14 protein-coding genes are annotated in these 14,714 nt (G+C 65.1%); 11 read left to right on the top strand and 3 right to left on the bottom strand.

What is annotated here, in order from left to right; all coding sequences use genetic code 11:
- Positions 1 to 139: 139 nt before the first annotated feature.
- From ACQR1D_RS28520 to ACQR1D_RS28535, 4 genes are all read left to right on the top strand, one after another.
- Positions 140 to 964: an SDR family NAD(P)-dependent oxidoreductase gene (locus ACQR1D_RS28520; protein WP_434840461.1), complete on the top strand. Its 825-nt coding sequence runs from the start codon at positions 140 to 142 to the stop codon at positions 962 to 964.
- Between the two features lie 147 nt (positions 965 to 1,111).
- On the top strand, positions 1,112 to 1,522 hold the full coding sequence (locus ACQR1D_RS28525) for a PaaI family thioesterase (protein ID WP_434894218.1): 411 nt from the start codon (positions 1,112 to 1,114) through the stop codon (positions 1,520 to 1,522).
- A gap of 1,317 nt (positions 1,523 to 2,839) precedes the next feature.
- Positions 2,840 to 3,826, top strand: a complete 987-nt coding sequence (locus tag ACQR1D_RS28530) for an MBL fold metallo-hydrolase (protein WP_434840459.1) — start codon at positions 2,840 to 2,842, stop codon at positions 3,824 to 3,826.
- 129 nt (positions 3,827 to 3,955) lie between these two features.
- Positions 3,956 to 4,576 carry a glutathione S-transferase family protein gene (locus ACQR1D_RS28535; RefSeq protein WP_316178174.1) on the top strand — a complete coding sequence of 207 codons (621 nt, stop codon included), beginning with the start codon at positions 3,956 to 3,958 and terminating at the stop codon, positions 4,574 to 4,576.
- A 43-nt stretch (positions 4,577 to 4,619) separates the two neighbouring features.
- Here ACQR1D_RS28535 and ACQR1D_RS28540 read toward each other — a convergent pair whose 3' ends face one another.
- Positions 4,620 to 5,549 carry a LysR family transcriptional regulator gene (locus ACQR1D_RS28540; protein WP_434840457.1) on the bottom strand — a complete coding sequence of 310 codons (930 nt, stop codon included), beginning with the start codon at positions 5,547 to 5,549 and terminating at the stop codon, positions 4,620 to 4,622.
- A gap of 98 nt (positions 5,550 to 5,647) precedes the next feature.
- On the opposite strand from ACQR1D_RS28540, the gene ACQR1D_RS28545 reads away from it, so the two are divergent.
- The 5 genes from ACQR1D_RS28545 (at position 5,648) to ACQR1D_RS28565 (ending at position 11,163) form a co-directional block, all read left to right on the top strand.
- On the top strand, positions 5,648 to 6,073 hold the full coding sequence (locus ACQR1D_RS28545) for a nuclear transport factor 2 family protein (RefSeq protein WP_434840456.1): 426 nt from the start codon (positions 5,648 to 5,650) through the stop codon (positions 6,071 to 6,073).
- A 34-nt stretch (positions 6,074 to 6,107) separates the two neighbouring features.
- Positions 6,108 to 6,545, top strand: coding sequence for a nuclear transport factor 2 family protein (locus ACQR1D_RS28550; RefSeq protein WP_434840455.1), 438 nt, complete (start codon positions 6,108 to 6,110; stop codon positions 6,543 to 6,545).
- A gap of 164 nt (positions 6,546 to 6,709) precedes the next feature.
- The gene (locus tag ACQR1D_RS28555; protein ID WP_434840454.1) at positions 6,710 to 7,303 is read left to right on the top strand and encodes a biliverdin-producing heme oxygenase; all 594 of its coding nucleotides are present in this window, start codon (positions 6,710 to 6,712) and stop codon (positions 7,301 to 7,303) included.
- Positions 7,300 to 9,831, top strand: a complete 2,532-nt coding sequence (locus ACQR1D_RS28560; protein WP_434894217.1) for an HWE histidine kinase domain-containing protein — start codon at positions 7,300 to 7,302, stop codon at positions 9,829 to 9,831. Before ACQR1D_RS28555 ends, ACQR1D_RS28560 begins: the two co-directional genes overlap by 4 nt.
- 318 nt (positions 9,832 to 10,149) lie before the next feature.
- Positions 10,150 to 11,163: a hypothetical protein gene (locus tag ACQR1D_RS28565; protein ID WP_316238236.1), complete on the top strand. Its 1,014-nt coding sequence runs from the start codon at positions 10,150 to 10,152 to the stop codon at positions 11,161 to 11,163.
- A gap of 3 nt (positions 11,164 to 11,166) precedes the next feature.
- Here ACQR1D_RS28565 and ACQR1D_RS28570 read toward each other — a convergent pair whose 3' ends face one another.
- Positions 11,167 to 12,300: a site-specific DNA-methyltransferase gene (locus ACQR1D_RS28570; protein ID WP_316178181.1), complete on the bottom strand. Its 1,134-nt coding sequence runs from the start codon at positions 12,298 to 12,300 to the stop codon at positions 11,167 to 11,169.
- Between the two features lie 386 nt (positions 12,301 to 12,686).
- Here ACQR1D_RS28570 and ypfJ point away from each other — a divergent pair, with 386 nt between their 5' ends.
- Positions 12,687 to 13,607 (top strand): KPN_02809 family neutral zinc metallopeptidase, encoded by a 921-nt coding sequence (ypfJ, locus tag ACQR1D_RS28575; RefSeq protein ID WP_315802817.1) that lies wholly within the window; start codon positions 12,687 to 12,689, stop codon positions 13,605 to 13,607.
- 12 nt (positions 13,608 to 13,619) lie between these two features.
- Complete coding sequence (moaB, locus tag ACQR1D_RS28580) at positions 13,620 to 14,180, top strand: molybdenum cofactor biosynthesis protein B (RefSeq protein ID WP_434840452.1); 561 nt, start codon at positions 13,620 to 13,622, stop codon at positions 14,178 to 14,180.
- 40 nt (positions 14,181 to 14,220) lie between these two features.
- Here moaB and ACQR1D_RS28585 read toward each other — a convergent pair whose 3' ends face one another.
- A complete protein-coding gene (locus ACQR1D_RS28585; protein WP_434840451.1) occupies positions 14,221 to 14,634 on the bottom strand; it encodes a hypothetical protein in 414 nt (137 codons plus the stop codon).
- Between the last annotated feature and the right edge of the window lie 80 nt (positions 14,635 to 14,714).

Here is a 14,714-nt window from a genome sequence, read left to right on the forward strand (position 1 = left end):
CAGCACGAAGACGATGTGGTCATGCCTTGCGGCGACGGGCCGTCGCCCTGCGGGGTCTCACCGGAGGCTTCAAGCACTGGGAGCTTGTCCGAAGTCCTGCTCCGCAACGGCACCTGGGAAGCTCAGCAAGGATTCTCACATGTTTCGTTCACTTAGCATTGTCATCACCGGGGGAGCGACAGGCCTGGGCTTTGCGATAGCGAACGCGCTTACCCCTCAAGGCGCTCGGCTGACGCTCCTCTCGCGGCGGACCGATAATCTGGACCTCGCGGCTCACGAACTTCGTCGGCGACACGCCGGCGCCGATATCGAGGTTCAGGCCGTCGATGTTGGCGATCCAATTGCGACGTTCCAGGCCATCGGGGAGGTTGCTCGTCGCCGAGGCGGGATCGACATGGTGTTCAACAATGCCGGCGTGATGCGCGAGGGGCGGTTCGAGACCCTCACCGACAATGACTTCCGGGACGTGATGCAAACCAATTTCTTTGGTGTGGTGAACGTCACCAGGGCTGCTTTACCCCATCTGGGCGCCACTGGCGGGCGGTTGATCAATATAGCATCGATCGCTGGTTTAACCGGCATTTTCGGTTTCACCGCCTATGGATCTGCGAAACATGCCTTGGTCGGCTTCACCGAATGCCTGCACTACGAGCTGCTGCGCCAAGGTATCAAGGTTCATCTCGTCTGCCCGGGAGAGTTCGAGACGCCGATGGTCGCGGAGCTCGATTCCTATCGGACACCGGAGAACCGGAGACATACGCTGACCATCCCGAGAACTCCCTTGGACCTCGTGGTTGCGGATACATTGCGGGGAATCCAGCGCGATCGGCATTTCATCGTTCCGGGTGGGCGTGCCCGGCTGGCCGTCCTCGGCCTTCGGCTCTTCCCATCGATTGCGCGTAGGCTTGGCGCGCGCATGGTCGCGAAGCTTGAGCGGAAGCGCCGGCGTGAGGGGCCCGGGTGAGAGAGAGCGGATTCACGCCTCGAACAACGACCTGGATCAGCGCCCGACAGCCGCGCCTGGATAGCGCTCGTCGATGGCGACTTCGGCTGCTGACACAGGGCTGGCAGCAGCGGACATCTAGAACTTGGGCGCACCGAGGAGGCACCCATGATCGCAACCGCAATCGACACGCTCGCTTCGCCGCCCTGCGCCGTGTTGCTCGGCTGGCGGCTGATCGACGGCCGCCCGGCTGAGGGCTGGATCAAGATCGGCTTCGACGGCAAGCCGGAGTTCTGCAACCCGGCCGGATTCATCCAGGGTGGCATCCTCGCATCGATGCTCGACGATACGATGGGACCTGCGGTCTTCATCAAGACCGAGGGCCGGCTCTACACGGCGACCGTCAACTTTCTTGCGCCGGCAAAACCTGGACCGATCGTCGGCGAGGCGCGGGTGCTCCAACTCGGCAGGACGATAGCCTTCATGGAGGCACGCCTCACTGGCGGTGCCGGTGTATTGCTCGCCACCGCAAGCGCGAGTGCACGGCTGGTCGAGGCGGCGAAGGCGCTCGCCAAATAACCTCAAGCTTGCCGGATACGCAGGACGTTCCGAGATATCTTGCTCCGGCGACCGTACCGACACGCTCCGCCGTCGTCCCGGCGAACGCCGTGATCCATGCCCCCAGGGAGCGGATCGGAGAGTTACAGAGTTACGGTGACTCTGCATAAAACCGGCTCCGACGAGCGGGAGGCGACGAGGCAACTGCAGCGGGCCAACCCTGGCAGTCATCCAGACGCAAGTTCCGTTTTTCAGAATTCCTCTTGACTCTCCCCCCAAATCATGTGTCTTATCCACCCGTTCCGTCCCGGCAGGAGGGGCGTACGCGTCGTCACGACACGCGGGGCGGGATGCGGTGGCTGCGACGGCGTCGTCCGACGAACGACGTCGACCGGTCTCGTGCAGCGCTGCGTCGGCTCGCCGGCGTGAAGCGGGTGCGGGGTCTTTCGCGGACGTTGAAATCGTGTGGTCCTGGCATCCCGGTGCTGATGCCAAGCGGGCGGTGATGATGATCCGCCGGTGACGGGGGCAAGACAGCCGGTCCCCGGGGAGATCACGTATAAGACGGAAGCCCATCGCGCAGGGAATGCCGGATGATCCGGCTGGACCTGTGGTGACTGCCGCCTGCTTTCTTTGTTGCAGGCGGGCCATGGGTTGCGGCCAGCACCCGGCATTCCCTGCGCCCTCTTCTTTGCGAGGGTCCTTCTCGGCAACAGCTCGGGCGCTTCGCGCCGCGAGACGGCGAGGTCGCGTCTGTCGTGTTTCGCCATCGATCGACAGGAACACTGTTTCTCAATGGCAGGGGCGTGCCTGACTCGCATAGCCAGACATCCGATCCGCGCCGATGGACCCTGCGTCGCGTCGCCTGGAACGATCATTCTGCAAGCAACCGCCGATGCTGCGCCAAGTTTCGCGACTGTAGCGCTGAATCCTTTCGCTTGGCTTGTCTTTTACGTTGCGACTGCATTGCAGATGTAGATAATCTTAGATTGTGTTTGATGGTCGTGCTCTTTGAGCGCGCAGACCTGTTCCGAGCTGCTGCTCCTCACCCTGAGGAGCCCGCCGACGGCGGGCGTCTCGAAGGGCGAGGCCACCCTGGGGCCTCATGGTTCTCCCGGCGATGCGTAGCATCGTCCGGAGACGGCGCTGCGCGCTTCCTCACCATGAGGGTTGAGCGCGGAAACCGGTGCTGCACATGACCATGAGCGGCGTGCTCATCGAGAACGGGCGTGCTGATCGAGAAGGGGAAAGCGTCGGCACCTTGTTGAAGTGACAACATCATGATCGGCAGCTCGGACCAACGCGAGCAAGGAATAAGATCGATTTGGGGAGGCAAAGATGACAAAGCTAACAGGATTTTCACGTCGTTCGATGCTGGGCCTTGGCGCTGCGGCCGGGCTGTACGGTCTCACGAGTCCCGTCCTGGCCAAGGGCCCGTTCCTGAACACGCAGGCGCCGACGTTCTTCCGCTTCAAGCTCGGCTCGGCCGAGGCCACCATCATCTCCGACGGCGTGTTGCCGCTCGGCGATCCCCATGCGGCGTTCCTCGGCATTTCTCCCGGTGATCTCGATGGAATGCTGACGAGCAACTTTCTGCCGACAGGCGCCGCGACCCTCGAGCAGAACATCCTGGTGCTCAACACGGGAGACAAGATCATCATCTTCGACAACGGCATGGGCGTCTCGAAGCTGTTCGGCGACACCACCGGCAAGATGCTGACGACCTTGAAGCAGGCCGGCATCGAGGCCAAGGACGTCGATGCGCTGGTCATGACGCATGCCCATATCGATCATTGCGGCGGCGTCATCGGGCCGGACGGCAAGCCGAGCTTCCCCAATGCCGAGCTGTTCATCTCCGAAGCCGACTTCACCTTCTGGACCGACGAGGCCAAGGTCGGCCCCAACTACAAGGCGTTCTACGAGCAGGCGGTGCGCAATCTCGTGCCTGTCAAGGACCGCATCACCTTCTTCAAGGACGGCCAGGAGTTCCTGCCGGGCGTCCAGGCGATGTTCACGCCCGGCCACACCGTCGGGCATACGATCTTCCTGATCCAGTCGGGCAAGGATCAGCTCGCCTATATCGGTGACATCTCCCATCATCCGGTGCTGCTGATCGAAAAGCCGCTGATCGAGTTCGCCTATGACACCGACCCGAAGCAGGCCGCCAAGACCCGCGTCCGCGTGCTCGACATGCTCGCCGCCAACCGGACGCGGATTCTCGGTTATCACTTCCCATGGCCGGGCATCGGGCACATCGGCAAGGCCGGTGACGGCTTCCGCTACTTCCCGACGGCGGTCCACACGATGGATGTGGCGCCGCTGTGACCTGAGGCCGCCTTGCCGTTTGCCCGACCGCCGGCGCATGCTGGCTGCGCAGACGTGTTCCCTCGACAGCGGGATGGACGGCCGATGCCGCCGCCGCTAGGTTCGCGTCTCGTCTTGTCAGGGATCACCATGCTCAAGCTCTATGTGGCGCCAGGCACCTGCGCGCTCGCTTCACACATCGCGCTGGCCGAGACCGGCGCCGACTACGTCGCCGAGAAGCTCAGCTTCAAGACCAACCAGCAGAACAGCCCGGACTATCTCGCGATCAATCCCAAGGGGCGCGTTCCGGCGCTGGTGACCGAGCAGGGGGTTCTGACCGAGACGCCGGCGATGCTCGCCTATATCGCGCAGCGCTTCCCGGAGGCTCGTCTTGCACCGCTCGACGATGTCTTCGCCTTCGCGGAGGTGCAGTCGTTCACCAGCTATCTCTGCTCGACGGTCCACATCGCCCACGCGCACAAGATGCGCGGCTATCGCTGGGCGACCGAAGACTCCTCTTTCGCCGACATGAAGAAGAAGGTGCCGGAGACGATGGGCGCCTGCTTCGCGCTGATCGAGCAGAAGATGTTGCGCGGTCCCTGGGTGATGGGCGAGCAGTACACGATCTGCGATCCCTATCTGTTCACGATCGCGCAATGGCTCGAGGGCGACGGCGTCGACATCAACGCCTTCCCGAAGGTCGCCGCTCATTTCAAGCGCATGGCTGAACGGCCGGCGGTGAAGAAGGCGCTTGCCGAGGTCTCGGCCTGACGGCCGCGGAATGCACGCGCCGGGCGGCGCCCGCACCGCCGGCTCATTCCTTCGTCGCGCGTGGAGCCGCGCCGCCGAGCTCGCGGCCGGTCTCCAGCATCAGCGTGCGGAGCCAGATCGAGCCCGGCTCGACCTGGGCCCGCGTCGGATAGAACATGTATTGCTCGTCGATGCCGGGATCGAGCGGCGGCGTCACGGTCGCCAGCGACAACGGCCGCGCCAGCGCTGATATCAGGCGGCGCGGCACGAAGGCGACGAGGTCGGTGCGCGCGGCGACGTGCAGCGCCTCGATGTAGCTCGGCACCACCAGCGCGATCCGCCGCTCCCAGCCCTTGCTGCGCAGCCAGCTGTCGATCAGGTCCTCGCTCTGGCCGCGCAGCACCACGGCGACGTGGCGCGCCGAGAGAAACCTCTCGCGCTTCGCCAGACCTGATCCGGCGGGGTGACCGCGGCGCACGGCGAGCGCATCGCTGTCGGTGTAGAGCAGTTGGCGGTGAAAGCCCTTGAAGGCGTTGCCGATCGAAATCACCATGTCGATGGTGCGCGCGAATTCGGCATGGAAGATCGCAGGTCCTCGCCACGGCACGACGTCGATGCGGACATTGGGCGCGGCGCGCGTCACCTTGGCCATCAAGGACGGCATCAGCAACTCGACCGCGAGATCGGGCATCATCAGCCGAAACTGACGCTCGCTGCTGATGGCGTCGAAGACATCAGGCGCGAGCAGGCCGCGCACCTGGTCCAGCGCCTGCGCGAGCGGCGCCTGCAGCGCAAGCGCCCGCGGCGTGAGCTCCATTCGCGCGCCGGTCCGCACCAGCAGGGGATCACCGAGCAGATCGCGCAGCCGCTGCAGCGCGTGGCTGGTCGCCGGCTGGGACAGGCCGATGCGCAATGCGGCCCGGCTGACGCTGCTCTCGCGGAGCAGCGCATCGAGCGCCACCAGCAGGTTGAGATCGAGTGCGGCCAAATTCATCAGGCGAATTGATATCATATTCAATATCGATTGGAAGAATGCAGGACCGTGCCGCATGCTTCCCCCTGTCGCACGAGGAATTCGGGAGGAACGATGTCATGACCGCCAGCGCCAACAAGCAATTGATGCAGGAGCTGCTCGCGAAAGCCGCCGCCGGCGACCGCGCCGCCTACGTCGCGGCCATCGCCGACGACGTCACCATGGTGATCACCGGGCAATATTCATGGTCGCAGACGATCAGGGGTAAGGAGGCGCTGCTGCGCGATCTCCACGGTCACCTCGCCAGCCTTCTGGCCGAGGGACGCCGCACGCTTCCGCTGCGCTTCATCGCCGAGGACGACCTCGTCGTGGTCGAAGCCAAGGGCGAGATGCGCACCAGGGCCGGGCGGGCTTACGACAACGACTACTGCCTGATCTTCCGATTGCATGAGGGACGCATCGTGGAAATCCGCGAATATTGCGACTCGGCGCTGACAGAGGCGGTGCTGGGACCGTTCCCGGCTTCGCTCCGGCAGGCCAGCTGATGCGACGATCATCGAATTCAAGGAAGAATCACCGATGAGCACCGGGGACACCTTAAGTCACCACAACAAGCAGATCGTGCAGCACGTGTTCGACGAGCTGGCCAAGAGCAACCCGCAGCCGCTGCTGGCGCATCTGTCGGACGATTTCCGCTTCGTCATCATGGGCAGCGGATCGTGGTCGCGCAGCTACGACGGCAAAGAGACCGTTCTCGCCGAGCTGTTCGCGCCGCTGCGAGCGCGGCTCGGCCGCATCACCACCATTCCGGTGCGGCTGATCGCGGAAGGCGATCACGTCGTGGTCCAGGCGCGAGGCCGCAACACGACCGCCGATGGGCGCGCCTACGACAACAGCTATTGCAACGTGCTCCGGCTCGACAACGGCCGCATCACCGAATGGGTCGAATATTGCGATACGCTGCTGATCGAAAACGTGCTGGGTCCGCCAGCGGCTGTGGTGCCTGCGGACCGCTGACGTGCACAGCGCGACGGGAACCGAGGGGAACTCGGCTGTGGGACCGGGCAGCCGGACCATGGTGGCGGAAAAAGAGAGCTGGAGCGGGAACTCATCCGTTCCAGTGACGTTGCATGAGGCCGTGGCGCGCCGTGCGGCCCCATCTCCTTTTTCTGAGCCCCTTGATGTCGCTGGCTGCCATTTCCGATGACTCAATTCCCGCTGACGGCACCGAGGGCATTCGCAACAGATTGAAGGCCGCCACGTCAGCGGCTCATCATGCCCTCGACGAGCGCCTCAGCCGTTTCGACCTGACCACGACGGCGCATTATCGCCGCTTCCTGCAGGCGAGCGCGGCCGTGCTGTTGCCGCTGGAACAGATGCTCGACCGTGCCGGCGCCGACGCGATGCTCGGCGACTGGACCCGGCGGCGGCGCGCGGAGGCGATCCGCGCCGATCTTGCCGATCTCAACGGCCGTATCGTTCCCATGGACCTGCCGGCGCGGCCGCTCGATCGTGCCTTCGTCTTCGGCACGCTCTATGTCCTGGAAGGCTCGCGTCTCGGGGCGGCCTATCTGCTGCGCATCGTCGCGGCTTCGGCCGACCCCCGCGTGCGACGGGCAACGCGCTATCTGCGTCACGGCGCGGGGCAGGGGCTGTGGCGCAGCTTCCTGTCACAGCTTGCGGAAGAGCCGCTTCCTCCCGGCGACGATGTCAGAGTGATCATGAGTGCACGCGAAGCGTTCGCGATGTTTGCGAAGGCGATGGCAGCAGCATGAACGAGCCGGTCAACCTCACCAATTGCGATCGCGAGCCGATCCATGTTCCCGGGACGGTTCAGCCGTTCGGATTCCTGCTGGCGCTGGTGTCGGACTTCACCATATGCATGGCCTCGGAGAACGCGCCGGACTTTCTCGGCGGCGACCTCGGATGGCTGCTGCAGCAGCCGCTCGACGCCGTGCTCTCGGAGGCGGCCGCGGCCGCGATCCGTGCCAGGGTCGACTATCTCAGCGGCCCGGATGCGGTCGAGCGCGTGTTCGGCGTCGATCTGCAGGGTCGTGGCAAGCTTTTCGACCTCGCCATCCACTTTTCCGGTGCGTATCTCGTCGTCGAGGCCGAGCCCAGTCTGATCGAGCCCGGCGTCAATTCCGGCGAACTGGTGCGGCTGATGCTCGGCCGCATCCGCAAGACGACGGGGATGATGGATCTGGCGCAGGAGGCGGCGCGCCAGCTCAAGCTGTTGACCGGCTTCGATCGGGTGATGGTGTATCGGTTTCATCCCGACGGCTCGGGCGAGGTGATCGCCGAGGTCGCGGGCTCCGGCCTGGAGCCGTTCCTCGGGCTGCATTATCCGGCCTCGGACATTCCCAAGCAGGCGCGGCAGCTCTATCAGCGCAACTGGCTCCGGATCATCGCCGACATCAACGCCGCGCCTGCGCCGCTGCAGTCGACGCCTACGCACAATGCCGGACTGCTCGACCTGTCGATGAGCGTGCTGCGCGCGGTCTCGCCCATTCACATCGAGTATCTCCGCAACATGGGCGTCGCCGCGTCGATGTCGGTCTCGATTCTGCGCGAAGGCAAGCTGTGGGGCCTGTTCGCCTGCCATCACTATGCGCCGCATCATCTGTCGTTCGAGAAGCGTACCGCGGCCGAGCTGTTCGGCCAGATGTACTCCTGGCTGCTCGAGGCGCGCGAGCGCGAGACCGACGTCGCCTATGAGGCGCGTGCGCATCAGATCCAGGAACGGCTGATCGAGCGCGCGGCTGCGCAGGCGCACAGCAAGCGCGCGATCCTCGACCTTGTCGCCGACTATCGGCAGATGATCGAGTGCGACGGCATCGCCGTGTGGTCCGACGACGAGATCACGCTCGAGGGCGAGACGCCGACCGAAGAGGAGGTGCAGGACCTCATCGGCTTCATCAACCGGACCTCCCCCGGCCGCATCTGCGCCAGCGCCGAGATTGCCAAGGTGTACGCGGCCGGCGAGGTATTCCGCGATCGCGCCGCCGGCTTCCTCGCCGTCCCGATCTCGCGCACGCCGCGCGACTGCCTGATCTTCTTCCGCCGCGAGGTGTTGCGCTCGGTCAACTGGGCGGGCGATCCGAACAAGACCTATGCCGAGGGGCCGCTCGGGCCGCGCCTGACGCCGCGCAAGAGCTTCGAGCTGTGGCAGCAGACGGTGGCCGGCCAGTCGAAGCCATGGTCTTCGGCGGACCTGCGCATCGCCGAGGGCCTGCGCATCACTCTGCTTGAAGTGATTCTGCAGCTTTCGGAGCTCGCCGCGCGCGAGCGCCGCGGCGCACAGGAGCGGCAGGAGCTGATGATCGCGGAGCTTAATCACCGCGTCCGCAACATCCTCAGCCTCGTGCGCGGCCTGGTCGCGCACAGCAAGGAGACCTCGAGCTCGGTCGAGGAGTTCGCTTCCGTGCTCGGCGGTCGCATCCAGTCGCTGGCGCGCGCCCACGACCAGATCACCAATCTCAATTGGGCGCCGGTCGCGTTGCGCGCACTGCTCGAATCGGAAGCGGGGGCCTATCTCGGTTCGCGGGCAGGGCGGGTGCTGATGGAAGGGCCGGATGTCGCGCTCGACCCCAAGGCGTTCGCAACGCTCGCGCTCGTCGTGCACGAGATGATGACCAACTCGGCGAAATACGGCGCGCTGGCCGACTCCACCGGACAGGTGCAGGTGATCTGGCGGCTCGATCCCGGCTGGAGCCTGGTCATCGACTGGAAGGAGAGCGGCGGCCCGCCTGTGCAGCCGCCGTCGCGGCGCGGCTTCGGCACCACCATCATCGAGCGTTCGGTGCCGTTCGACCTCAAGGGCGACGCCGAGATCCGCTTCGACCTGCTCGGCGTGCAGGCGCGTTTCGTGATCCCTGCCAATTTCGTCCAGATGGTGCCGGCGATGACAGGCGCTCCCTCCCGTCATCAGTTCAAGGAAGAGGACACGCCGCGGCTGTCCGGTACGGTGCTGATCGTCGAGGACAATCTGATCATCGCGATGGGCGCCGAAGTGATTCTGCTCGAGCTGGGTGCGCGGCACATCGACACCGCGGCCTCCGTCAATCAGGCGTTGAAGTCGATCGAGCGCGCGGTGCCGAGCTTCGCGCTGCTCGACATCAACCTTGGCGCGGAGAGCAGCCTGCCGGTCGGGCACCGGTTGAAGGAACTCGGCGTGCCCTTCATGTTCGCGACCGGCTATGGCGAGCGTGCGCCGATTCCGGCGGAGCTGTCCGACATGCCGGTGATTCAGAAGCCGTACACGCGCGAAGTCGTCGAGAAGGCATTGATGAAGATCAAATGAGTCGCACGCGCATCAAAGTCGGCTTTGCGCGTCGCGGTGATTGGCATTCATGATTGCAGTCTTGGGTTTTCTCACATCCGCGTGTTTGTCGTGAGCGACATAACGCACGATGGGAGACACAGCATCGACTATCCCACTGTTGCTGCGACAAAACAGCCCGAAAATATTAGAACGCATCCAAAGGACACCGCTGTTCTAACATTGTTTCGACAAATGGAACCTCCGCAGCCTTATTCCGAACGAAGTCATCGCCGAAACGGCGCAACGGGGGCGCGTTGAATCGTCGGAGGTCTGATGACGAATCGAACGACGAGTTTGTTGCCGTGCGTTGCTATCGCCGTGCTGGCGGGAGCGGCTGCGACGACAATCGAGTTTACACCGGCATCGGCTGCAGACGAATGCCTTGCAAAGCCTGCGGGGACGCCGGCGGGGAAGCACTGGTTCTATCGCATCGATCGCGCGACCAAGAAGCAGTGCTGGTATCTGCGCGACGACGATCGCGAAGCGAAGGGCGCGTCGCTGGTCACGCGCAAGCTCGCCTCGCAGAAGGAGCGGGCTCAGCTCTCGTCGACCGCGGCCAATGCACGTGCCGAGATCCAATCGTCGTCCAAGGACGCCGCCGATGAGGTGAAGGTCGTGTCCTCGACGCCGACCGCTGCGGCGTCTGTGCCGGCGACGTCTGCGTTTCCGTCGGTTGCTGCATTTCCGGCCGCGCCTGCACCGGTCGCCGCGCCGGCGCCCGTCGCGTCAGCGTCGGCGGGTGCGCCCGACCCGGTCGGCGCGGCTGTGAACGAATCTGCTGTTGCGACGCGTTGGCCCGACCAGTCCGGCACGCTGCAGGCAGCGGCGGAGCCCGGCGCGCCGCGCGCATCCTCCTACACGCTCGCTGCCGCCAGCGACACCAGCGCCGCGGAAGCGGCTGCTCCCGCGACGCCGGCGCTGGCCGCTGCGGATGCGTCGCCGGCCGTGACGATCGGCATGTCCGGGGACGATGCGTCCAAGACGCGGATGTTCGCTTTCCTCGGCGCAGTCGCGATTGCGGGCTTCTCGATCAGCGTGCTGTTTGCGCGCGCCCGGGGCAGGCGGCAGCTCCGCATCGAGCCGGCGGCCGCCCGGCGCGTCACGCGTTGGCCGGCGGAGCCTGAGCTCGATCGCATGCAGCTGCCGCCGGTGGACAGCTACTATCCGGCCCTGGCGGGACGCAGGGGTAAATCGTCGCAGTCGACTGCGCAGGTCTCGGTCGTGCCGCGCGACGACGCTCGCTACGATGAGCAGTACGAGGTCGAAGACCTGCTGGCGCGTTATTCCGGACAGGAACGCCGGAATTCGTGAGCGTCAGGCGACGGACATCTCGGAGCGAATCTCGGCGCGCAATTCGTCGATCAGCCTGAGGCCGCCCTTCGTCTCGACATGCCAGAAGGTCCAGCCGTTGCAGGCCGGCAGACCTTGTGCCACCGCGCCGATGCGGTGGATCGAACCGACCTTGTCGCCCAGCATGATGGCCCCATCGGCGCGCACCAGCGCGCCGTGGCGGCGCTTGGAGTCGACGAGCTTGGTGCCGGGCGCGATCATGCCGCGTTCGATCAGCTCCGAGAAGGCGACGCGCGGCGCTTCGCGCGCCGTCATGAATGGTGCGAGCGTGGCCTCCGGCAGCGGCTCGACCGCGGCGATGCGCCGCTCTGCTGCCTTCGCATAGACCTTGTCGCGCTCGAAGCCGATATAGCGGCGGCCGAGGCGTTTTGCCACGGCCCCGGTCGTGCCGGTGCCGTTGAACGGATCGATCACGAGATCGCCGGGCTTCGATGACGACAGCAGCACCCGCGCCAGCAGGCCCTCGGGCTTCTGCGTCGGATGAACCTTCTTGCCGTCGCCGTCCTTCAGCCGCTCCTCGCCGGTGCACAACGGAATCAGCCAGTCCGAGCGCGCCTGAACGTCCTCGTTGGCGGCCTTCAGCACTTCGTAGTTGAACGTGTAGCCCTTCGCCTTCTCGTCACGCGCGGCCCAGATCATGGTCTCGTGCGCGTTGGTGAAGCGGCGGCCGCGGAAGTTCGGCATCGGGTTGGACTTGCGCCAGACGATGTCGTTGAGGATCCAGAAGCCGAGATCCTGCATGATCGCGCCGACGCGGAAGATGTTGTGATAGGAGCCGATCACCCAGATCGTCGCGCTCGGCTTCATCGCGCGGCGCGCGGCGAGCAGCCAGGCGCGGGTGAAGTCGTCATAGGCGGCGAACGAGGAGAACTTGTCCCAATCGTCGTCGACGGCATCGACCTGCGATTCGTCGGGACGCTTGAGCTCGCCCTTGAGCTGCAGATTGTAGGGAGGATCCGCGAACACCAGGTCGACGGATGCGGCCTGCAGTTTCGACATCTCGGCGACGCAGTCGCCGACGATGATTCGTTGCTCTTCAAGCGGCTGAAATTTAGTGCGGGGCGCCTTTGCAGACGCCCCGCGACGCGACTCTACCATGACTCAAGAACTCTGACTCAGGCGACGCTGTCGGCGACGCGGGACCTAACAACCGACTGCCCACACATTGACGTGGCAAAGTAAAAATGGACTTAATCGGGAAAATTTTTCGCATCGATGCGCACGCGTTCATCACGCGCACCGACGATGATGAGCCGTTCGTCGATGCGCGATGATCTCTGCGCAACGTGGCGATTGCGATGGGCTTTTTCGCTTCGCGCGCACGCCGCCGCCCGGCGAGGGGAGGTTGCACATGCCGGATTTTTCGGCTCGCGCTAGGCAAAATTTGCCGGCCGGGTTATTGATTAACACAGTGGAAATTTTACCTGTTTGCCGCGTTAGGCATTTCGCGCAGAGCCGCGCAAGGACAGTGAGGAAAGGCCGCCATGCGTTACGATGATTTCCGTCGCAGCGACGACATCGACGACCGTCGCGACGAAGGCGGCGGGATGGGCGGCGGTATGGGTCTGCCGATCGGCGGCGGCGGGCTCGGCATTGGCACCATCATCGTGCTCGGCCTGATCGGCTACGCCTTCGGCATCGACCCGCGCATCCTGATCGGCGGCGCCGAGATGATCACCCGTGGCGGCGCGCCGATGGAGCAGGCCGACCGGCGGTCGCCCGGCAAGACCGGCGCGCCGAAGGACGAGATGGGTGACATGATCTCCGGTGTGCTCGGCGAGATCGACGACCGCTGGAGCGAGATCTTCCAGGCCAGCGGCCAGAATTATACCGGGCCCAAAATCGTGCTGTTTCGCAACAGCACCAATGGCGGCCGCTGCGGCATGGCGCAGTCGGCGATGGGGCCGTTCTACTGTCCGCCGGACCGGCAGATCTTCCTCGACACCAACTTCTTCCGCGAGGTCGAGACGCGCTTCCGGGGCTGCTCGGGCAGCGCCTGCAAGTTCACCGCGGCCTACATCATTGCCCACGAGGCGGGACACCACGTCCAGAACCTGCTCGGCATCCTGCCGCGCGTCACGCGGATGCAGCAGCAGTCGGACAACAAGGCCGAAGCCAACGCGCTGCAGGTCAAGGTCGAGCTGCAGGCCGATTGCCTGTCCGGGGTGTGGGTCAATCGTGAGGCCAAGAAGCGTCCGGGCTTCCTCGAGGATGGCGACATCGACGCCGCGCTGACGACAGCCTCGGCGATCGGCGACGACACCCTGCAGCGGAAGGCGACCGGACGCGTGGTGCCGGATTCGTTCACCCATGGCTCTGCCGCGCAGCGCAAGCGCTGGTTCATGGTCGGCTACCAGCAGGGCACGGTGCAGGCCTGCAATACGTTCAGCGCCGGTTCGCTGTAGGGAGACGCGCTCATGGCGATCGACGAGAGCAAGAGCTTCATTCCCCTCAACATCGCCGTGCTGACGGTGTCGGACACGCGTTCGCTCGCCGACGACAAGTCCGGCACCACCTTGAGCGACCGCCTGACCGCCGCCGGCCACAAGCTCGCGGCGCGCGAGATCGTCACCGACGATGTCGAGAAGATTCGTGCGGTGGTGAAGTCGTGGATCGCCGACCCCGGCGTCGACGTCGTCATCACCACCGGCGGCACCGGCTTCACCGGCCGTGACGTCACGCCGGAAGCGATCGAGCCCCTGTTCGAGAAGCGCATGGACGGCTTCTCGATCGCCTTCCACATGCTGAGCTACGCCAAGATCGGGACGTCGACGATCCAGAGCCGGGCCACGGCCGGCGTCGCCGGGGCGACCTACATCTTCTGCCTGCCGGGATCACCGGGCGCCTGCCGTGACGGCTGGGACGGCATCCTCGCCGCCCAGCTCGACTATCGCACGCGACCCTGCAACTTCGTCGAGATCATGCCGCGGCTCGACGAGCATCTGCGCCGGCCCAAGGCGCAGGGCGCGACGGCGTAGGGCCACGGCGCGATGCCGTATCGCGCGTTGATCGCGCGTCTCACTTCGTTGGTACGATATCGAAAGCGCCGCCGCCTTCGATCGCCGCGCCGATGAGGCCGCCCATCATGCTGGCCGCGAAATTCTGGCCGCGCGGCCCCACGACCATCCGATAGGTCTTGCCGGGCACGGCGGTGAAACGAATGTTCGACGAGCCCGGCGAGGACCATGTCGATACGGTGATCGTGGTGGCGCCCGGCGCAATCGGGCCGCTATAGCTCTCGCCGCGGCCAAGGCTCGCCACCTTAACGCCATTGATTTCGATCGCCGCCGGCGCCGCCAGATAGAGGAAGTCCGTCGTGCGCGTAATCGCGACCGTTGCGCGCCCTTTGGGTGCGGCGTGCGCCGCCGTCCCGGCCTCGACCCCAAACAAGCCTGCCAGCGCGACTAGCGCCGCAAGCTTCGAACGCACCATCGATTGCATCACTGCCAATACCCGCCCCGGTTTGGCGCGATACTACCGGCGCGACGGAACTTCGCAATCGGCATGCGCAG

Source organism: Bradyrhizobium sp. HKCCYLRH2047, from assembly GCF_051168175.1.
Classification (GTDB): Bacteria; Pseudomonadota; Alphaproteobacteria; order Rhizobiales; family Xanthobacteraceae; genus Bradyrhizobium.

Coding starts and splice junctions, on each gene's coding strand:
- ACQR1D_RS28520 (WP_434840461.1), top strand. CDS start 140: ATGTTTCGTTCACTTAGCATTGTCATCACCGGGGGAGCGACAGGCCTG.
- ACQR1D_RS28525 (WP_434894218.1), top strand. CDS start 1,112: ATGATCGCAACCGCAATCGACACGCTCGCTTCGCCGCCCTGCGCCGTG.
- ACQR1D_RS28530 (WP_434840459.1), top strand. CDS start 2,840: ATGACAAAGCTAACAGGATTTTCACGTCGTTCGATGCTGGGCCTTGGC.
- ACQR1D_RS28535 (WP_316178174.1), top strand. CDS start 3,956: ATGCTCAAGCTCTATGTGGCGCCAGGCACCTGCGCGCTCGCTTCACAC.
- ACQR1D_RS28540 (WP_434840457.1), bottom strand. CDS start 5,549: ATGAATTTGGCCGCACTCGATCTCAACCTGCTGGTGGCGCTCGATGCG.
- ACQR1D_RS28545 (WP_434840456.1), top strand. CDS start 5,648: ATGACCGCCAGCGCCAACAAGCAATTGATGCAGGAGCTGCTCGCGAAA.
- ACQR1D_RS28550 (WP_434840455.1), top strand. CDS start 6,108: ATGAGCACCGGGGACACCTTAAGTCACCACAACAAGCAGATCGTGCAG.
- ACQR1D_RS28555 (WP_434840454.1), top strand. CDS start 6,710: ATGTCGCTGGCTGCCATTTCCGATGACTCAATTCCCGCTGACGGCACC.
- ACQR1D_RS28560 (WP_434894217.1), top strand. CDS start 7,300: ATGAACGAGCCGGTCAACCTCACCAATTGCGATCGCGAGCCGATCCAT.
- ACQR1D_RS28570 (WP_316178181.1), bottom strand. CDS start 12,300: ATGGTAGAGTCGCGTCGCGGGGCGTCTGCAAAGGCGCCCCGCACTAAA.
- ypfJ (WP_315802817.1), top strand. CDS start 12,687: ATGCGTTACGATGATTTCCGTCGCAGCGACGACATCGACGACCGTCGC.
- moaB (WP_434840452.1), top strand. CDS start 13,620: ATGGCGATCGACGAGAGCAAGAGCTTCATTCCCCTCAACATCGCCGTG.
- ACQR1D_RS28585 (WP_434840451.1), bottom strand. CDS start 14,634: ATGGTGCGTTCGAAGCTTGCGGCGCTAGTCGCGCTGGCAGGCTTGTTT.